This is a genomic window from Lacihabitans sp. CS3-21, from assembly GCF_024343675.1.
GTDB lineage: Bacteria > Bacteroidota > Bacteroidia > Cytophagales > Spirosomataceae > Leadbetterella.
Window position 1 is genome coordinate 24,347 of the sequence record NZ_RJUD01000098.1, and the last position, 20,608, is coordinate 44,954.

A 20,608-nucleotide genomic window follows, 5' to 3' on the forward strand; every position below is an offset into this window, starting at 1 on the left:
TTAATCAATTGAATATTAATCACTTATGAGTTTTAGAAGTTTAAACAATATTGGTGGGTGGCTGGTTTTTGCCATTTCATTGATAACATTCACACTAACAGTAGAGCCAACGGCTAGTTTCTGGGATTGTGGAGAATTTATAGCTTGTGCGTACAAATTGCAAGTACCACACCCTGCTGGAGCACCTTTTTTCCTCCTTATTGGCAGAATCGCCTCCATGTTTGCAGGATCTGATGTTACCAAAGTGGCATTGATGGTGAACATGGTTTCTGTTTTAGCCAGTGCCTTTACCATTCTTTTTATGTTTTGGACAATCTCTTTGATTGGAAGAAAAATGCTTGGTAAAAATGCAGAAAGCATAACCACACCCGAGACTATTCTTGTTCTTGGTGCTTCATTGGTAGGCTCATTGGTTTACAATTTCTCAGAATCTTTTTGGTTTTCGGCTGTTGAGGCAGAAGTTTACGGGATGTCATCGTTTTTTACCGCAATAGTTGTTTGGGCGGCATTTAGATGGGAATTGATTGAAAACCCAGCCGCTCAAAATAAATGGTTGCTTTTGGTAGCTTATTTGGTGGGACTATCCATAGGTGTCCATTTGTTGAACTTGGTAACTATTCCTGCCTTGGCCATTTTATTTTATTTTAGAAAAACCGACAAAGTTTCTTTCAAAGGTGGTTTTATTGCGTTTCTTGTAGGTTTAGTTATATTAGGCGTTATAATGGTAGGTTTAATTACCGGTTTGCCAACTTTAAGTTTCTCTTTCGATAAACTTTTTGTGAATACCTTCGGATTGCCATTTGCATCTGGTATGATTTTCTTTATCATTGTTCTCATTGCCGCCTTAGCCTATGGAATTCACTACACGCAAAAACAGGGTAAGGCCATTGCCAACACTATTTTACTCTCTTTTGCTTTTGTTTTAATTGGTTATTCTACTTATACAATTGCTCTGATCAGATCTAATTATAATCCGCCCATCAATGAGAACAATCCGAGTGATGTATTAAACTTTACTTATTATCTTAAAAGAGAGCAGTATGGTTCTAGACCACTACTTTATGGACCAATATATACAGCACAATTGACTGAAATAAAAAAAGGTGAGCCCAACTACAAAGTAGGAAAGGATAAATATGAAGTGTACGATTATAACCCAGAATATGTGTGGGACAATAACGGAAAAATGTTGTTGCCACGTGTTTGGAGCCAGGATCCATCTCATATAAGCCTTTATAAAAGTAAATTGAATCTTGCAGACGGTCAAAGACCAGGTTTGTTCGATAACCTCAAATTCATGTTTAGTCACCAATTCGGACATATGTACTGGAGGTATTTTATTTGGAATTTCTGGGGAAGGGCTTCCGATATTTCCGATGTGTATGGTACAAATATCTTTGAGACAAAATCAGATTTGCCAGCTTCGTTTGCAAACAATAAAGGCAGAACCAATTATTATGGACTGCCATTGATTCTGGGTATTTTGGGCTTCTTTTTTATGTATCTAAAAAGGGGGAAAGACGCCATTGTCATGTTTTTACTTTTCTTTTTCACAGGTTTAGGATTGGTGATTTATTTAAATTCACCGCCTGTTGAGCCACGTGAAAGAGATTATATTTATGTAGGTTCGTTTTACTTCTTTGCGATTTGGATTGGTATTGGGGTCATGGGGATTGCAGAATATGTTTTGAAATTTATCAAAAACCTATCCGTTAAATCTGGAGTAGCGACAGTTTTGGGCTTGGCAGTGCCAATAATCATGGCAAAGGAAGCTTGGCCAGGCCATGATAGATCGGATAGATATCACCAAATAGATTTTGCTAAAAACCTATTAAATTCTTGTGAAAAAAACGCTATACTGTTTACAGGTGGCGACAACGACACATTTCCACTTTGGTATGTTCAGGAGGTCGAAGGTTTCAGAACTGACGTAAGAGTTTGTAATTTGAGCCTTTTGGGCACAGATTGGTACATAGACCAAATGAAAAGAAAAACTTACGAGTCAGAAGCATTGCCTATTTCGATGAATAGCGAAAACTATTACAAAGGAATAAACGACCAAATTCCTTTCGTGAAGAATCCGAATCCGCAAATTCAGGCTGGGATAAATCTTAAAGAGTATTTGAATTTGGTAAAAAACAACGATCCAGCTATTCAAATGCAGGTAAGTTCGGGAGAAATGATAAGCGTATTGCCATCACCCAATTTCTATATGGACCAAAACTCTGAAGAAATTGCTAGAGCCAATTTCGTTCCAGAGAAATATAAAGCTTTGGTAAAAGACAGAATAGAGTGGAATTTCGGAGAAAGAGATATTTTGAAAAATGACCTTTTGGTTTTGGATATGATTGCTCAAAACAATTGGAAAAGGCCAATTTATTTCTCTGGTACATTATCGCCTTCTTCTTATTTGAATTTGAAAGAATATTGCCAGCTCGAAGGTTACGCGTATAGATTGATGCCTTTCAAAGTTGCGGGTGCTAGGGATGGATTTGTCAATTCAGATATTATGAAAGATAGACTCCTTAATAAAATGTCTTGGAGAAACTTAAATAATCCAAATGTTTATTATGACTCTGAAACCTATCTTAAAGTACCGATGGTAACTGCTAGATTTGCATTCTTGAGGCTTGTGGACGAATTGGTCAGAGAAGGTAAAAAAGACGAAGCAGAGAAATTCTTGGACAAGTCTTTAGAATTAATGCCAGACAATACTATTCCTTTTGATCAATTGGTCGGTAATTATCCGATTTTCTATTATGAAATTGGTAAGCCAGAAAAAGCAAAGAAAATAGCCGAGTTAATGGTGAATAGGGCAGATGAGGAACTTAAATATTTTATAGAACAAAATAAAACTCCAGGTAATAGACAGTGGGGAGATGGAAATGTGCAGCAGTTGATTCAATCAAATATGCGAACCATTCAAATGTTATATTCAGCAGCCGAGCAATATGACAAGCCACTTTCAGAGAAATTTAAAAAGATTTATGATGGTCACTTGGCCAAAGTTCAGTAGATTTTTTGACCAAAACATTTTAAAAGCCTCGAATAAAATATTATTCGAGGCTTTTTTTATTACTTTTGCAATCATGTTGCAAAAAGGAATTTCAAACCTATTTAGTATTACTATTTTAATCCTTATTTTGTCTAATTTAACTTTTGGACAAACGCTCAATTGTACTTGCTTTGTCAAAGGAAAAATAATTGATAGACAATCTGGTGAAGTAGTTGTTGGAGCTTTGGTAGAAATAAGTGCCCAAAAAAAAGCCACTTTCACCAATAAAAATGGAGAATATCTAATTGAAAATGTTTGCGAAGGCAAATATGAAATGAATATTCGGATACTGGGATATGATTCTCAAAAGCTAGAAGTTAATCTTGAGCATGAAAATACCCATGATTTTAATCTCAATGAATCTGAAATACATTTGGATGGGATAAATATATCAGCCAAGAGAATTGAGAATATCAGTGGAAACGAAAAACAGCTCAGTTCGGAGCAGCTCAATAAGCTGACAGGTCAGAATTTAGCAACTATTCTTACCTCCATTTCAGGCATTTCAATTATTCAAACAGGTTCATCAATAGGTAAACCCGTAATTCATGGAATGCACTCCAATAGAATTCTTACCATAAATAACGGCATTCGGCACGAAGCACAGCAATGGGGAAATGAGCATGCTCCTGAAATTGACCCATTTTTAGCCAAGCAAATTACAATAATAAAAGGAGCCAAAAGTGTTAGATATGGACCAGAAGCTATTGGAGGGGTAATTGTTATCGAGCCCAATGAACTGAAACATTTAGACAAAATACAAACAGAAATTAATCAGTTTTTTATGTCGAATGGCTTACAAAATGGCGTTTCTGGCATAGTTGAAAGTTGTTTTCATAAAATAAGAGGATTAGATTGGAGAGTTCAGGCAAGTACCAAAAAAGGAGGAAATACCTCTACACCACTTTATAATTTAGCAAATACAGGTTCACAGGAATTTAATTTTTCCTTAGGTGCCAAGTATTCAAGAAAGAAAACTGACTTGAATCTTTTTTTTAGTCAATTTAATTCAAAAATTGGTATATTTTCGGGTGCTCATATCGGTAACACCACAGATCTGGCTTTGGCCATTGGTCGTGAAAAACCTTTGGATGTTTACACACCAGAGACATTTTCTTATAAGATAAATAAACCATATCAGGATATTCAACATAGCCTTTTCAAATTGAAATTGAATCAATTGCTTAGCAATAACCAAAATCTACAAATTACTTTTGGACAACAGTATAATTTCAGGGCAGAAGTGGATGCACTTAGAGGGGATAGAAATACCGCTCAGGTTTTTAAAATTAACACCAATACTTTAGAGGTTTTGTTCAATCATAAACCAATTATCAAACGCATTTCTGGAAATATTGGTCTTAACGGGCTCTATCAATACAATATTTCCACGGGCAGTATTAACGTTCCCCAAAAATCAAATGTTTTGATACCTAATTATACGAACTTTACAATTGGGGCTTTCTGGATTGAAAGATATGTCAAAGGAGATTTTGAATTGGAAGCGGGTATGAGATTTGACAAACGTTTTTTGGATGTTTATTATTTGAAAAGACTACAGAATCAAATCTCAAACGAATATTTTGGCAACCAGAATTTAACCAACACTTTTAGTATTTCTAGAATTTTCAAAAACAGAGTTAAATTGGGTTATAATTTTGCAACAGCCTGGAAACCACCTGTTGTCAATGAAATGTTTAGTGATGGAGTACACCATGGTTCTGCTTCGTATGAGGTTGGAGATGTGAATTTAAAAACAGAAAAGGCTATAGAGAACTCAATCGTGCTCAATTTTTCGGACAAATTTTATCAATTTGAGGTTTTGGGATATTTTAATTATCTGAGAAATTATGTTTTTCTGGCACCTACTGGCAATTCTGTTCTAACCATTCGAGGGGCATTTCCTGAGTTTAAATATACACAAACCAATGCTAGATTTGTTGGATTCGATATTTCAAATACGATTTCTAAGTTTCAAAAATTTACGGTTTCAAACCAACTTTCACTCCTTTGGGCAGATGATCTAACCAGAAATCAGCCATTAATATTTATTCCTGCCAATAAATCGGAGACAGTCATAAATTATAAATTCAATAAATCGTGGTTAAGTGAAATTAGTCTGAATCACCGATTTGTGGCTAAACAAAATAGAACACCGCAAAGTCAGATATTTGACAACAGCAACAGTGAAACAGCTCTTAAATTGATAGGAGGAGACTATTTGGCTGCACCAGAGTCTTACAATTTGTTTGATTTGTCAGTTTCAAAAAATTATAAGTTTAAAAGTCTTAGCACAATCAACATTATTTTGGAATGTAAGAATGTGCTGAATACGCAGTATCGCGATTATTTGAATAGGTTTCGCTATTTTACCGATGATATAGGAAGAAATTTTTCTTTAAGAACTAACATCAATTTCTGATTTTTTTATATATTTGCAACATAGTTGCATTTAAATTATTTTATCCATGAAAAAATCGAGTATTTTGTTGTTATGTTTTGTATTGGGCTTCTCTGCTTGTAAAAAAGAAGAAGAGATAGGAGAGGAGAACGAATTAATTACGACAATTAAATTGAATTTTAAAAACGGTAATGAAGTTAAGTCATTCAGCTACAAAGATTTAGATGGTGATGGAGGCATGGCCCCAGTAATTGATAAAATCAGTTTGGCTGTCAACACTACTTATGATCTTAGCATTGAGTTTTTAGATGAAAGTAAATCACCAGTGGTTAATATTACAGAAGAAGTAAGTGGTGAGAGTGATGAGCATTTGGTTTTGTTTTCTCCTTCTTCCACTTCATTGGGTACTTATACGTATTCTGATAAAGATGTTAACTTACTTCCCGTTGGATTAAAGGGGAAATACAGCACGAAATCAGCGGCAGCAGGAATGTTAAAAGTACAGCTTAGGCATCAGCCGCCAATTAACGGTAAAAACTCCAAAGACGGGACTTCAATTCCTGGGAGTGATGATATAAATATTGATTTTGCTTTAGAGGTTAAATAAGCTTGATCTAACTCCACACAATTTTTATTACAAATCAGCTTTTTCAAAAAAATGCTCCTAAGTGAAGATATTTCATTGTATTTTTGATAAATTTTTTTGAATGAAGTATATTCTAAATAAGTTTTTAGCTAATAGGGATGCTTTGGCTGTTGCTACTTTCGTTGCAGGCTTACCATTTATATATTTTCTTAGAGATGGTATAAAGCTAGCTCCAGCTAATACTTTTTTTGCCATTTTTTTGTTATTCTTACCTTATGCCTTGTCTTTGATTTTCAAAGATTTAAAGACCTTTGATGCTCCGAATAAAGTGGGTTTCACCCTTTTATCATTGTTTATTATTATTGGTTTTTCGTATTACCTTCTTCGAGATAGGTATTCAGCTGTAAATGCTGTTCGAGAATTTCTTAATTTTATACTGATATTTTTAATATACATTGGCACCATTTTCATAAAAAGAGAGTCGCTCAACAAGAATTTTATTTATTTTGTGATTTTCCTTTCTGTGCTAGGTGCAATTTCCTTGATTTATTTCACTTTTACTAACCCATTGTATCAGTTTGGGCAGCGTGCATCTATTGCATTAGACGAAGACGGAGCAACCGGTGGCAATCCCCATATCAATTCTCGAGGGGCATTTTATGGCTTGATAGCCAGTGTTTTGGCTTTAAAGTATAACAAACAGGTCAAGTTAGGCTTTATTATTCCTTTGCTCACGATTTTACTGTTCATAGTAGTTTTATTTTTAACACAAACCATGCTTGCTTTTTTAGCAGCTTTTATATTTTTGTCTCTTTTTCTGTTTTTTAATTTTAATCTAAGGAAGATAGGCTCTACCATTAAATTTTTGTTTTTTAAATGGTATGTTCTTTTGGCTTTGGCTCTGGGCATCACCAAAGGGGTTTCGTCCTTAGACAAAGATACCGACTTTATAACCCCTATTTCCAACTATATGGGTTATAGATTGAAAAGTATTATGGAGTCTTTTGACTCTTCTGATGGAAAGAAAAATAGCAAAAAAGTAGCAGGCGACGATTCTGCAAATACCAGAATAATGTTGATATCAACCGTATTTGAAAGGTTTGCCGAAAACATAGAAGAAGGTAAAGTTAGGTATGCGATTTTTGGTAATGGCTATCAAAGTTTGTATGTTGACGTTCCTCAAATGGAAGTTTTAGACTCCTACGGTATAATTATTTTTATTTTTTATTCAGTGATGTTTTTCCATTTAGTAAAAATTGCTTGGAAAGAAATCAAGAATCCAGATAGTATGGGTACTGAATTTATAGCCTATGCATTTATTTATTATTTTGTGGCCAATTTCACGGCCGGAGTCGTTGTAGATTATACAAGATTGGGTATGTATATTTTGCTTGTACGGTTTGTAAGAAAGTAATTTAGAAATTTATTCCCCATTTTTTTATTATAAACTCCTCAATTTTTCTCGAATCTCCTTCGCAAGCTTTTTCAATTTCATAAATATTTATGTCCACCACAATTCTGTACCAAAATGCTTGTAAAAAGTGGAAAATCCATCCTTTTGGACCATCTAAGAAACCTAACTGTATGATAAATCTCAAAAAGAAATAAATCATCGGTCTAAGTCCATAGGGTAGTTTGTAGTAAAAATTATCTTTGAGTTTCCTTTTTCTTTCTGCTTGTTTTGTAATATTTATATCTTTTTCAGTGTTCAACCCAAACGAGTATTTATTAGATAAAAAATCAACAGCTTCGCGTCTTGCATAATTTAAATGTTTGGCCGTCCACCAGTTTATATCGTTGAGATTTTCGTCGACAATATCATGCTCTAAACATATAATTTCTCCTGAATTTACGACGATATGTTCATCCATAAATCGTTCTTCGCTATATCCTTTACCAGTTTTCCAAATTCTGATGAGTTTTATTGGATAAAAACCTCCATGTTTGATCCACTTATTTTTGAAATACACACGTCGTTTTAATTCAATTCCAGCAATATTGCTTTGCAAAGTTTCAATTTTAGAATTAATTTCAGTTTGTAACTCCTTCAAAACATATTCGTCGGCGTCCATTCGCATGGTCCATTTTGAAGTAATATGGCAATTCTCAATGGCCCAATTCATTTGCTTAGAATGATTGTTTTCCCATTTGTTTTGAAAAACCTCCACATCTAATCTTTTACAAATCTCGAGCGTGGTATCAGTGGAATAAGAATCGACAATGCATATTCTCTCACAAATAGGTTTCAGCGAGGTAATACACCTTTCTATATGTTTTTCTTCGTTAAAAGTCAGTATTACGGCGGTTATACTCATTAAAAATTGAATTGGCAGGAATTCATTAATCTGTTATTTGAAACGCCAAGCGTCTAATTAATCAAAATTACAACCAAATATTCAAAATTTGGCCATATTAACTTTACTAAAAAAAAGTATGCTCAGATTTAAGACTAAATATTTCGAGACTTTTACCCTTTGCTTCAAATCAAGGAAAAGTTTTAATGAATAAATTTTCTATCTTTGGCAAAGAATATACGTTGACAAACTAAATTTTTACTTTTCCCAGATTAATTTTTTTGTTCAAAGAGGTGAATTTTTGCCTTCTTGAATTTTTAAACATTGTTTTATTTAATGAATATTAAGGTTTTAGATGGTCTCAGAGGATTGGCCGCTCTATATGTGATGATTGGTCACGCCAGGTGGTTACTTTGGGAAGGTTATAGTGAAGGTTACTTAAAACACACTTTAGAATACAGTTGGATGGACAAAATGTCGATGTATTTCCTTTCTATGTTTAAATTTGGACATGAATCTGTCTTGTTGTTTTTCGTGCTTTCTGGATTTGTGATCCATAAAGGTTATGTAAAGAAATTTTTAACAGACTCTTTGCAAAGTGTTAACATTGGACAATTTTATATAAAAAGAATAAGGAGAATATACCCACCATTCTTGTTTGCTCTTTGCCTTACTGCTTTATTAGATTTTGTTGGAAGGGATTTTGGGTTTTCTATTTATACGGGAAATACTCCAAATGAGGGTATTAACATCACTGTTGGTAATCAAAGTTTGACCTTAGTGACTTTTATTGGTAATGTGTTTTTTTTATTTAAAGAATATGTGCCCATTTTTGGCACCAACGGGCCCACATGGTCATTAAAGTTAGAGTGGTGGTTTTATATGATTTACCCCATTTTCTTGTTATTGTCTAGAAAAAATATTTATTATTCTACTCTTCTAATAGTCTTATTATTTTCATTGGTTAACTATAGTTATTTTTGGACGGAAACGCTTTCCAAGGCGGTATTTAGTTCAATAATAAGTTGGTGGGCAGGGGTGCTTTTGGCAGAAGTTTATTCTAAGAGGATAGGGATTGGCTTATTGAATTTTGCTGTGATCAACATTTTAGGGTTCTTTTTGTTGCCATTTTTGCCTATTTACAGCGATTTGTATGATTTCCGAATCGCTCTTTTACTGACCGCTTTGATTTGTTGTATTTTGTATTTTCAATCTAAAAATATCAGTTTCAAACTCATAGAGAATTTTAAGTTTTTTGGAGATTTTTCTTATACCCTCTACATAATTCACTTTCCCATTTTAGTCTTTATTTCTGGAATTGTTCTTAAACTCAATCAAAATCAACTTCCAAAACATTCATTTTTTGTCTTATTAGGCATAATTGTTAGTTTGGGGGTGGCTTATCTTACCCATTTTTTAGTGGAACTGCCATTTATGAAGCCAAAAACTTCCAAACAATAAAGATGATTTTGCTACAAAAAAATTACTTTTGCTAAACATGAAGGTTTTAATAATTCATAATATTCTCTGGACACATTATAAGTCCGTTTTGTTCGAGGCAATCGAAAAGCAAAAGACGGATAAAATGGAGATTTGTGTTTTGCAAATAGCCAAGAATGATATCTCGAGGAAAGACATGTCTAGTCCCGAAATCAATTACCAATACAACTATAGACTGCTTTTTGATGATTTTATTGAGAATATTCCTACATTCAATAAAGTTCAAGCAGTACTTAGATATATTTGGAGCTACAAGCCTGATGTAGTGAATGTTACTGGTTGGGCTGGAGACTTGTCCTTGACTTTGGCTATTGTGTTTTCTTTTTTTTTGGGAAAAAAAGTAGTTATTTCAAATGAATCTACCTCATTTGATCATCAAAGGTCATTTCTAAAGGAACTTTTCAAGAAAGTTCTTGTAAAAATGAGTAATGGTTTTATTGTTTTTGGCAAATCTTCTAGAGATTATTTGCTTGAATTGGGTGCAAAAACTGAACAGTTTATTGAACAAAAAGGGGCTGTCGTAGATGATAAAAAAATAAGAGAAGTCTTTGAAATAGCGAAAGAAAAGAATTATTTGTCAGATGTAATTAAGACTTCTCATAACTTTATTTATGTTGGAAGAATCATTGGCGTTAAAAACATACCTATTCTTGTCAAGGCTTTTCAAAATATAAAATCTAAAATTGTTGAGGCTGAAAATTGGGGCTTGATTATTTTGGGAAATGGGCTTCTGGATAAGGAAATTGAAAAATTAATTGAAGTACATCATAAGCATATTTACAAATTCAATGCAGTAGATTGGCAAAGTGTTCCTAAATATTTTAGCCAATCAGATTGTCTGGTTTTACCAAGCAACTCTGAGCCATGGGGTTTGGTAGTCAATGAAGCGATGATTTGTGGTTTGGGTGTAATTGTCTCAGATTCCTGTGGTTGTAAAGACGATTTAGTTCAAGGCAATGGGTTTGTTTTCAAGACTGGAGATCAAAATAGCCTTGAAAATGCAATGAAGTCATTTGTCATGGACAAGACCAAATTAGAAACTATGAAATCTGAATCTTTAGACATAATTAAGGATTTCAAAGTAGATGAAGTGGCCACAAGAATTATAAATGGTTTTCAAAGAATATATCAATCAGCCTAATATTATGCATTTTGTACATATTTTGTCTTATACTTGGGAAAACGGAGGAGCTTCAAAAGTGGTTTATGACCTAGCAAAATTCCAAGTTGAGCATGGTGACAAAGTGACCATTATCACAATGGATATGGAAGGTCAAAAAAGATATAAAGATATTGAAGGGGTAAATTTTATTTCTATTGTTCCACAATTACTCACCAAATTTCTGCCATTGTTTTCCACTGAATTATGGCATATTTTAAAGAAAAATGAACAGGGATTTGATGTGATTCATTTGCATGGTCTTTGGAATTTTACATTGTTGGCGGCACATTTACTCAAGTTGCATAATAATAGTATCGTTACGGTACACGGTTGTGCACATCCATATACTTTCATTGGCAATAGAATAAAACGTGGATTGTTTACTTATAGTTTTCAAAAAAACTTCTTGAAAAAAGCAAGAATGGTACATGTTCTTCATGGAGGTGAGCTAAGTGAAGTAAGTGATTATTTAGGCCAAACGACGTCAAATATTAGAATTATCCCTAACGGAATTGATGTACCAGAAATTAATTCTAAAACGCACAAAATAGGCAACCATGTACTCTTTTTAAGTAGACTCCATCAAAAAAAAGGGTTGGATTTGCTTTTGCCAGCATTTAAACAAGTTATAAATATAATTTCTGATGCTCAGTTGATTATAGCAGGACCAGATTTTGGAATGTTGGGTTTTGTCCAGGATTTTATAAAAAATAATGAGCTTGAAAAGTCAATAATTTACGTTGGATCTGTGGATGGTCAAGCCAAAATAGAATTATTGCAAAATTCTAAAGTTTTCGCACTCCCTTCTTATTCTGAAGGGTTCTCTATAGCAGTTCTAGAAGCATTGGTCTATCAATTGCCAGTGGTTGTTTCAACCGAAACGGGCCTTTCAAATGAGATAAAAGAAAATGAGGCAGGGGAAGTGATAGAGCTCAATAGTAACTCTATTTCCAATGCAATCGTGGAAATTCTTCAAAACCAACATTTGGCCGATAAAATGGCCTTCAATGGCAGGAAATTGGTTGAAGAAAGATTTGAAACTTCTAAAGTTTGCGGCCAATTTGACAGTGTAGTCAAACAGTTGTTCTAATTTTTCAAAGCTTGTTTGTCTTCAATTATCTTTATTAACGTCAATAATGTTGGAATAATTACTGGTAAAAGGTGCCTTTCGAAGCCAAATGCTATCGTATAGGGTATAAAATAAAGGCCAATTAAACTGATGTACTTAAGGCTGAGCGAAACGTGATATTTTCTGTTTCTACCTAAAAGTTTTAAAAATAAATAGATTAAACAAAACCATTGAAGGATTCTAAAAATGAGCATATAGATCATTCCAAGTAATTTCAGAGGAGTAATGAGCGTTTTTTCGAATCCAGGAAAAATTCCATTTGGACGGATATCAAACCAAATTGTCAGGATTTTGGTAGGCAATAATTCTAAAATTTCTTTTTGGTGATTTTCAAAATAAGCGATTGTTTTTTCTTTAAAAAATTCATTGAATTCCCATTCTGTTTTTACCGAATCTGGAATTTTATAATAATCCTCAAAATCTAAAATATCCAAAGAATATTTTGGATAGATAGCCGCGGTTCTTTCGTTGTTACCTTTATAAATATTAAACCATTCTAAAGAATATTTCAAAGTAAATCTTCCAGAGTTTTTTTGGTTAAACGAAGCCAATGAAAATGAAGAAATAACTAATAATAAAAGACTTGCGATAATTAGTTTTGTTTTTTTTCTATCTGTAATAAATATGATAACTGAGAGAATCGGAATAATATATAAGAAAGTATTCTTTGAAAAGAAAAGTAAAGAAGGTAAAACAATAAAATATGCTTGTTGCCACTTTGTAAATGGTTTATCATAGATAACTAAAAACCAATAGTATGCCAAAATGGGTATGATATACGATTCTTCTAAGTCTATTTGCAAACCATGTAAGAATAATTGCGGGAAACTCAATAAAAACCCAGCGATAATAACTTTATAAATAGGCTTGATACTCCTTTTGTTTATTCCTTCATGTAGAAATGGAATCCAAAGTAAAGAGAAAATTAGATTCTTCAGAAGTGCTACAAAAAGTATTTTTTGGGTGCAAAATATTTTACTTAAATAAGCTATTAAATAGGGAATAGCTGGAAGCCTGTGGGCCCTAAAATCTATATCAATATTATCTGCATATTTCCCCTCAAACTTGTTGTGGTTGATGATGTTTTCGACCACATCCCCAAAATTAAATGCAATTTCAAAAATCGAATGATTCCAATCTTTTAGATAAAATAAATGTAAGAAAATTGAACCTCCTAACAGATATATTAAAGTTAATAAAACAAGTTTGGCTTTAGAAATCATAAAGAATTGTTGATGAAACTTTCTTATTACTGAAAAACGTCCCAAAATTAGTACATAATCTCTTTGTTAGGGAAGTTTTTTTTCAGTCGGCGAGCGAGTCTACTTCCAAGTTTGTAATTTTAATAGCTCGATTTATTATCTTTGCCCACATTTTGCAAGATCACTTTAAATTGATGCAAGTTTTCAATGGATCTTATCCAAAATTGAAATTTCTTTAACCGAAGCTTAAATAAAAATTCTAAATGCTAAAAGGTATTTTCTCGAAAATCATCTATTTGTTCTACGTTTTGATCATTGTAGCAATAGCATTAGAGGTATTTCTTCGTTTTTTCTCTCCCGTTCCCGTCCGATTAAAGGGCAATGAAGTTGTCTTACCAAAAAATCAGAAATACACTTTACCGAATGAGAAGTTTACTAAATTATCCAAAAATGCAATTCACACCAAAAATTCTGTAGGGTTTAGAGGTGAAGAATGGGATGTTAACTCAAAAAGGACGAAGATTATATTTATAGGAGGAAGCACCACGGAGTGTTTTTTTATAGATGATAACAAACACTGGCCTTTTTTGGTAAGCAAAAAAATGGGCCCTCAATTTTTAGTAAATAATGCTGGGTTGAATGGCCACTCAACAAAAGGGCATATTGCTCTCCTAAATGGCTATTTGTCAGAGTTAAAGCCTGATTATGCATTCTTTTTAATTGGTATCAACGATATGGCCACTACTGAGAATGGCGGAAATAGTTTCGACGCTAAGCTTACTGAGAAAAATGCTGAATATTATGTGCTACAAATAGAGGAATATTCAAGACTTGTGAATTTAATTCATTCATTCTATAGAAGTTATCAAGCCTTTAAATTGGGCGTAAGAGACAATGCAGAATGGAATCTGAAAAAGCAATATAATCAGAAATATCTTAGCCAAGATGAAATGAATAAGGTCTTAAACCTGCACAAAAAAGCTCAAATTCATTATGCAGAAAGCGTGATGACCTTGATAAATATTTGTAAAAAGAACGCGGTTAAACCTATATTCATTACACAACCTCTGCTTTTTGGAGAAGGAATTGATCCAACTTCAGGTATAGATTTGGGTAGCTATGAAGTTTATAACATGAGCGGCAAACAATATTTCCAGAAACTTGAAATGTATAATCAAACGCTGAGTGATTTGTGTAAAGAACAAAACATTAAGTGCATCGATTTAGCGAAATTGCTACCGAAAGACAGTAAATATTTTTTCGATGATATGCATTTTTCAGATGCTGGTTGCGTTAAAGTTAGCGAGATCATTGCTGAGAATTGGAAAAACTAAGTTTTTTGTTCTAAATACAGGGTTTTATTTGACTTTCAATTTGTTTATTAGAAATAAAATCTTAATTTTGCACTCCAATTTTTTATTATCATTTAAATTTAGCTAAGATGTACGCAATCGTAGAGATAGCAGGCCAGCAGTTTAAAGTTGAAAAGGGTCGTTTCATTTATACCCACCGTTTGGCGGGAGAAACGAACGCTGAGCTTGTTTTTGACAAGGTTCTCCTTGTTGATAATGGCGGTGCAGTTTCCGTAGGAGCTCCAACCGTGGCAGGTGCAACCGTAAAATGCACAATTATTGAACACTTGAAAGGTGAGAAAGTCATCGTATTCAAGAAAAAAAGACGTAAAAGTTACCAAAAGCAAAACGGACATCGTCAATCGTTGACTAAGATTCAAATTGACGAAATCATTGCAGCTTAATTAATTAATATTTAAAACATTAAAAGACGATGGCACATAAGAAAGGAGTCGGTAGTTCGAGAAACGGTCGTGAATCAGAAAGCAAGCGTTTAGGCGTGAAATTATACGGTGGACAGTCAGCTATTGCTGGTAACATCATCGTTCGTCAACGTGGAACAAAACACAATCCAGGTCAAAATGTAGGCTTAGGTCGTGACCATACGTTGTTTGCTTTAAGAGATGGTTTAGTGACTTTCAAAAAAGGTCGTGATGGCAAATCATTTGTACATGTGCTACCTGCACCTGTGGAAGCTTAATTTCCGTTAAGAAATTTTGAAAAAAGAGGCTTAGCCTCTTTTTTTATGCCCAAAAATCAAACTTAATCAATAAAATTGGTGTTTTATAGTTTAGAAAAATGATAATTATATGTTGAAGAGAAATACAATGATTTATACGGAGTTGAGTCCAAATCCTAACTCAATGAAGTTTGTTTTAAACTTTGAAATAGTACCTGAAGGCCTTTCTTTCGATTATCCAGATATGGCATCGGCCATGGATGAATCTAAAGCTTCACCATTGGCAGCAGATATTTTTCAGTTTCATTTTGTTCAAAGGGTATTTTTGTCTTCCAACTTTATTACCATCACCAAAGATTCAGATATTGAATGGGAAGAGTGTTTATTTGATCTAAAAAAATTCCTGAAGATATTTTTTGATGAAAATAACACCGTTTTTGCTCAGAAAACGATAGATTCAAATACCTTAATTGTAGATGCTAATGACTCTTCCGTAGTTGCCAAAATCAAAGCTACATTAGATCAATACGTGCGTCCAGCAGTTGAATCTGATGGTGGAGCCATTAACTTTTCATCTTTTGACGAAGAATCAGGATTGGTGAAAGTGTTCCTCCAAGGGTCATGCAGCGGATGTCCATCTGCCACTATCACACTCAAATCAGGTATTGAACGTCTATTGACTTCAATGGTTCCTGAGGTTAAATTGGTTGAAGCCGAAGAGATTTAAGCAATTAAATCAGCTTTGCGATGGCCTCCTTCATTTGATTTATTTGCCTTTTTTTCTGTAGAATGGTTGGTGCGGCAACTCTTTCTTTACAATCGAAAATCGAACATTTTTCACATGTTTGATTTACCTTTTGGTGTTTTACCTTTGGATCACTCAAGAAAGCGATTTTTTGACTTACCTCTTGAGATATTTCAAAACCAATGCTTACACTTACATTGGTGCTTTCTAGTATATTTAGAGGTCTAGCGATAGATATTACAAAGTACTGATTACCAGCATCTTCATAATCTGAAACTTGAGCTTGTACAAGCAATTCGTCTTTTTTGTTTTTTTGTAAAGATGAGAGGTCGTCAAGTATCTTTAGAGAAACCCATCTGCGGCAATAGTTTTCGTTTTTGCTTTCTTGTGGGTCGTGCAATTTTGAAAGATGCAGCTCCTTTGTTAATACATAATCTTTAGAACCAATCGGTGCTTCAAACCTCAAGAAAAACAGTTTGTCAATTTCAAAACAATTAGGGAGAATACTAAAAACCCTGTGAAGTAAGGTCTCTGGAGTGGTTTGGAATTTATTTATTATATCAGTTAGTTTTTTCTCAGAGAATTTTTCTGATGCAAAAAGCTGTTTTAAACTTTGAACCAAAGGTTCTTTTTTAATGAGTATAGCTCCAGCAAAATATGAAGCTTGAAAATTGTTAAAAACCTCTTCAAAAGAGTTTACCTGTATCCAAGAAGAGGTCATAGGTCTCATTTTGAGATTCATGTGAAGGAAACCCAGTTCTCTTGCCAAAGTAAATGCTCTTTGGTCAGATGATATTCTTTTGTTGATTAAAAGTTTTTTCGATTTAGGGATAAATACTGACCTAATTGAACCTAAAACAGGGTAATCTTTCTCATCGAAAAATTCAATGATTATTCCATATTGATCAGATAGTAGGTTGGACAAATAAAACTCATCAATTACTTTTTCATCAGGGATATTGTTCTTTTTTAAAAATTCTTCTGCAATTTCTTCAAGCTCTGGGAAGTAGTTATTGTGCATTTCTTGGTAGGAGCGAAGCACTGCAAAATAAAACTGCTCTACACTCATACTGTAGCTTTTACCGATTTTTATGATGGTGTTGATAAAAGCACTTAATTTGGTAGGTGCATCTGAGAGCATTTCCAACAAATTAGCGGGGTCAATTCCAAAAAAATCAAAAGGAATTTCAGTTAGAAAATTCGATTTGAGTAAATTAGAAATAGGCTGTAGTTTTTTGTTTAGTTTGAGAGATACCAAACTGTCATATTCAATTCCTAAAGCCTCTGCCAAAGATGAAATTTTGTCTGCTTTTGGATATTTTTTACCTTTTTCAATTTCATTGATGTAAGACATTGAAAGGCCCGAAATATTTGATAAGTCTTGTAAGGAATATCCTTTTTCTTGGCGTAATTGTTTGAGTTTTAGGCCAAATATAAGTTTTATATGATCTGTGTTAAGGCTCATTATTATTTCGGAATTTTCTAGTTTATTGGCTGATTCCTTAGTTTTTCGATTCAATAAATTCCATGTTGATTTCGGACCCAACACCTGATAGGAAATTACCTGTACTGGCTTGCAAGGTTAGTTTTCCTTTGGAAAGCGTAACTATCTTAAATTGTCCTTTAAAGCTTGTGATATTGATATCCAAAACTGTATTTCCTGTCAATAATTCCCAAGTTCCTCTGTTTAAGATGTTTTTTGTGATTTTATCAACGGCTCTAGTCTCTTTATCTGCCCTGAATTCAAACTGTAGACCATATAATGCAATTGCAGCGATATTTAATTCAGCATTGGTCAAAGTTTTCCCATTTGAATCGGTATATCTACTTAATTGCCAGCTATTTAAAGATAGTAATTCGGACTGGCTTAAATTTGTTGGTTCTACTTTATCTTTCTTACAAGCCAAAGAAATGAAAGTAACAAATGCGATTATTAAGACTTTTTTCATTTTTTTTGAGTTAATTTTGTAATAAAACGAAATAGAATGCCTACAAATTTAGGAAAGAAATATTTAGGATATATTAATAGACAATTTTATATATTTATTTTTTGTATTTTCTCTATTTCTAGCTATTCACAGACTTGTTCACAGACCCTTGATTTTGACTTTAAACCCTCTCAACCGGGTAATGGAATCAATTGGTTACAATTTCCTGAGTTTGATTTACCGTTCAAAATCGTCTATGGTGGACCATCTAGGTATGTGAATACGGGGCTAATGTTTAAGCGTGGATTTACACATCTTTCGAATCCGAATTTTTTAAACCTCATACCAGAAAAAAATAGAGCATTTATACAGTATAGTGTTGCCTACACAAACCCAGCTCAACCTTGGATGACGCACAAATCACCTTTCAACAACGATTTGAGCGTTTCACAGAAATATTGGGACACAGAAATTACGAGAATGATTGGTGAGACAAATGGTAAAGATAGGATTGCTGCAGATATTTTTGTTTTTGATGTGGAAACTCAATTAAAATCTGATGACTCTATTTTGGTTTTGAAGAATTCCAGTGTGGTGCCTCAGCAATTTAGGAGTTTGACTAATCAACAATTTATTGAACAATACAAACGTGGAATTCAGGAGTTGTATGGAAAAGCCATGCAATATATTTTGGAAAAAGGTAAAGTGACCGCTCAAAATGTTAGTTCATACTCAGATACACCGATACTCAACACTTTCATTAATATTCAAGGCAAGTCATGGGAAGCGTGGAAAACAGATAAATCAGTGTTGAATTATGTTTGTTATGATTTTGATAAGAATCAGGTTGGTGGTTTGGCCTATAATTCACAGACATTTATGACGCCTTCGGCTTATTTTTATTATGACTATCCGCATCCTTTTGCGGGAGAATATTTGTCATATTTATTGTTTCAAATTGAAGCCAATAGAGCTTGGACCAATAAAGAACAAATGGTTTTTGTGTGGGGAAAATATAGCTTCAACAAAGAGTTTGTTTTGAAAAACATAAAGCCTTGGATGGCTGAGTCTATGGCTATTTTTCCGTTTTTTGCGGGTGCAAAGGGGTTATGGCTTTGGGAAGATCCTACCATAACAGAAAATGATATGTCTAATTATGAGTACTTTACAAAAGGTTTGTACAGGCTTTCTAAGTATAAAAACATGTTTGAGGGTGATTTCAAACTTATAGAGACCATATCTGCTAGAGCGTACAATGAAACCAAGAAGCCAATTTGGAGAGGTGTTTTGAAAGAAAATAAATTGCTTGTAGTTGCTCATAATCCGAACGCTAAATCAGAAACAGAAGAAGCTAAAGTATTGGTCAGTTATGGTAATTTTAGTAAAGAAATCACGCTAAAGGGTTATGAAATTTTCCTTTGCCAGTTTGACCTTTTATTGCCTACCAGTATTGAACCCAACATTAATTTTACCGAATTAAAATGTTTTCCGAATCCAACGTCGGAATACATTAGGGTACAATTTGAACTGAAATCTGCCTCAAATTTTAGATTAAAAATCACGGATATTTTGGGTAATTCTCTTTATAATGAAGAGGTTAAATCCAAAGAATTGGTTTTCGATAGATTGATAAACGTTTCAGACTTTCAAGCTAATGAACTCATAGTCAGTATAGAGGACGGTTCATCTATAGTATCTAAAAAAATTATTATAGCACAATGAATCACTTAGCTCATGAAACAAGCCCATATCTACTGCTATATAAAAACAGCCCAGTAGATTCGTATCCTTGGGGCCTAGAAGCTCTAGAGAAGGCTGCTGAAGAGGATAAAGTGATTCTTCTGCGTATTGGTTATTCAGCTTGCCATTTACCCGTAAAAACAGTTCAAGAAGCTTTAATACTACTGAAATAAGCATGAAAGGCCTTTTCACTTTATCTATTTTGTCAGAAAAAGCAATTTGCGTTTTTCTAAATAAAGAAATTGGGTTAGAGGCACATCGAGAGGTTCTAAAGTTAAAAGAAACAATTGAATCGCAAAAGTGGCCATGGTTGCTCGAAACAGTACCTGCTTATAACTCCCTAGGTTTATTTGTTGATATTAGTTTTTATGCGTCCAATACTTCTTTGTTGATTTTTTTTGAAAATTGGTTTTCTGAAAATATTATTGATGTGAATGACGCTAGTTTCCAAAAAACACTAATTAAATCAATACCTATAAAGTATGATGGTGTCGATTTGTCTTTTGTGTCAAACTACTGTAAACTACCTGTAAATGAGGTTATTGCGATCCACTCACAAGCAGTTTATACAGTGGCCATGATAGGTTTTTTACCAGGTTTTCCATATTTATTGGGGATGGATGAGAGAATATTTGTTCCGAGAAAAAGTACACCGAGGCTGAAAGTAACCAAAGGAAGCGTTGGGATTGGTGGTTTTCAAACTGGGATTTATCCATCTGAAAGCCCCGGTGGATGGCAAATTATTGGAACAACTGCACTTGAACTCTTTGATTTAGAAAATCTGAGTTATCTTTCTATTGGTGATAAAGTAAAGTTTAAACCGATATAAAATCCG

The 20,608-nt window shown here is 33.6% G+C and carries 18 protein-coding genes; 14 read left to right on the top strand and 4 right to left on the bottom strand.

Features of this window, described 5'->3' with window-relative positions; all coding sequences use genetic code 11:
- Positions 1–25 precede the first annotated feature (25 nt).
- From EGI24_RS16315 to EGI24_RS16330, 4 genes are all read left to right on the top strand, one after another.
- Positions 26–3,016, top strand: coding sequence for a protein O-mannosyl-transferase family (locus tag EGI24_RS16315; RefSeq protein WP_255049598.1), 2,991 nt, complete (start codon positions 26–28; stop codon positions 3,014–3,016).
- A gap of 127 nt (positions 3,017–3,143) precedes the next feature.
- A complete protein-coding gene (locus EGI24_RS16320) occupies positions 3,144–5,477 on the top strand; it encodes a TonB-dependent receptor (protein ID WP_255049599.1) in 2,334 nt (777 codons plus the stop codon).
- Positions 5,478–5,523: 46 nt separating this feature from the next.
- The gene (locus tag EGI24_RS16325) at positions 5,524–6,063 is read left to right on the top strand and encodes a hypothetical protein (protein WP_255049600.1); all 540 of its coding nucleotides are present in this window, start codon (positions 5,524–5,526) and stop codon (positions 6,061–6,063) included.
- A gap of 100 nt (positions 6,064–6,163) precedes the next feature.
- Entirely contained in the window at positions 6,164–7,456 is a 1,293-nt protein-coding gene (locus EGI24_RS16330; protein ID WP_255049601.1) for a hypothetical protein, read from the top strand.
- 1 nt (position 7,457) lies between these two features.
- Here EGI24_RS16330 and EGI24_RS16335 read toward each other — a convergent pair whose 3' ends face one another.
- Entirely contained in the window at positions 7,458–8,357 is a 900-nt protein-coding gene (locus EGI24_RS16335; protein WP_255049602.1) for a glycosyltransferase family 2 protein, read from the bottom strand.
- Between the two features lie 315 nt (positions 8,358–8,672).
- Here EGI24_RS16335 and EGI24_RS16340 point away from each other — a divergent pair, with 315 nt between their 5' ends.
- The 3 genes from EGI24_RS16340 to EGI24_RS16350 are packed head-to-tail and all read left to right on the top strand — an operon-like array spanning position 8,673 to position 12,088.
- Complete coding sequence (locus EGI24_RS16340; RefSeq protein WP_255049604.1) at positions 8,673–9,797, top strand: acyltransferase; 1,125 nt, start codon at positions 8,673–8,675, stop codon at positions 9,795–9,797.
- 37 nt (positions 9,798–9,834) lie between these two features.
- Entirely contained in the window at positions 9,835–10,977 is a 1,143-nt protein-coding gene (locus EGI24_RS16345) for a glycosyltransferase (protein ID WP_255049606.1), read from the top strand.
- Positions 10,946–12,088: a glycosyltransferase gene (locus tag EGI24_RS16350; RefSeq protein ID WP_255049607.1), complete on the top strand. Its 1,143-nt coding sequence runs from the start codon at positions 10,946–10,948 to the stop codon at positions 12,086–12,088. The genes EGI24_RS16345 and EGI24_RS16350 overlap by 32 nt, the downstream gene beginning before the upstream one ends.
- On the opposite strand, the gene EGI24_RS16355 is transcribed toward EGI24_RS16350, so the two are convergent.
- Positions 12,085–13,350, bottom strand: coding sequence for a hypothetical protein (locus EGI24_RS16355; RefSeq protein ID WP_255049608.1), 1,266 nt, complete (start codon positions 13,348–13,350; stop codon positions 12,085–12,087). The genes EGI24_RS16350 and EGI24_RS16355 overlap by 4 nt on opposite strands.
- Before the next feature lie 242 nt (positions 13,351–13,592).
- Between EGI24_RS16355 and EGI24_RS16360 the strand changes: the two genes are divergently transcribed.
- From EGI24_RS16360 to EGI24_RS16375, 4 genes are all read left to right on the top strand, one after another.
- A complete protein-coding gene (locus EGI24_RS16360) occupies positions 13,593–14,663 on the top strand; it encodes an SGNH/GDSL hydrolase family protein (protein WP_255049609.1) in 1,071 nt (356 codons plus the stop codon).
- Positions 14,664–14,770: 107 nt separating this feature from the next.
- Complete coding sequence (gene rplU / locus EGI24_RS16365) at positions 14,771–15,085, top strand: 50S ribosomal protein L21 (RefSeq protein ID WP_255049610.1); 315 nt, start codon at positions 14,771–14,773, stop codon at positions 15,083–15,085.
- Between the two features lie 29 nt (positions 15,086–15,114).
- The gene (gene rpmA / locus EGI24_RS16370) at positions 15,115–15,381 is read left to right on the top strand and encodes a 50S ribosomal protein L27 (protein ID WP_255049611.1); all 267 of its coding nucleotides are present in this window, start codon (positions 15,115–15,117) and stop codon (positions 15,379–15,381) included.
- A 109-nt stretch (positions 15,382–15,490) separates the two neighbouring features.
- Positions 15,491–16,087, top strand: a complete 597-nt coding sequence (locus EGI24_RS16375; RefSeq protein ID WP_255049612.1) for a NifU family protein — start codon at positions 15,491–15,493, stop codon at positions 16,085–16,087.
- 4 nt (positions 16,088–16,091) lie between these two features.
- Here the strand turns inward: EGI24_RS16375 and EGI24_RS16380 are convergent, their stop codons facing one another.
- Together EGI24_RS16380 and EGI24_RS16385 are read right to left on the bottom strand one after the other, a co-directional pair.
- Positions 16,092–17,570: a helix-turn-helix domain-containing protein gene (locus EGI24_RS16380; RefSeq protein WP_255049614.1), complete on the bottom strand. Its 1,479-nt coding sequence runs from the start codon at positions 17,568–17,570 to the stop codon at positions 16,092–16,094.
- Between the two features lie 37 nt (positions 17,571–17,607).
- Complete coding sequence (locus tag EGI24_RS16385; protein ID WP_255049615.1) at positions 17,608–18,054, bottom strand: hypothetical protein; 447 nt, start codon at positions 18,052–18,054, stop codon at positions 17,608–17,610.
- Positions 18,055–18,090: 36 nt separating this feature from the next.
- Between EGI24_RS16385 and EGI24_RS16390 the strand changes: the two genes are divergently transcribed.
- Genes EGI24_RS16390 through pxpB form a run of 3 tightly spaced genes read left to right on the top strand, consistent with a single transcriptional unit; the run spans position 18,091 to position 20,602 of the window.
- Positions 18,091–19,755, top strand: a complete 1,665-nt coding sequence (locus EGI24_RS16390) for a T9SS type A sorting domain-containing protein (protein ID WP_255049616.1) — start codon at positions 18,091–18,093, stop codon at positions 19,753–19,755.
- Positions 19,752–19,946, top strand: coding sequence for a DUF255 domain-containing protein (locus EGI24_RS16395; protein WP_310586102.1), 195 nt, complete (start codon positions 19,752–19,754; stop codon positions 19,944–19,946). Before EGI24_RS16390 ends, EGI24_RS16395 begins: the two co-directional genes overlap by 4 nt.
- Positions 19,947–19,948: 2 nt before the next feature.
- A complete protein-coding gene (pxpB, locus tag EGI24_RS16400; RefSeq protein ID WP_255049617.1) occupies positions 19,949–20,602 on the top strand; it encodes a 5-oxoprolinase subunit PxpB in 654 nt (217 codons plus the stop codon).
- The last annotated feature ends 6 nt before the right edge of the window (positions 20,603–20,608 follow it).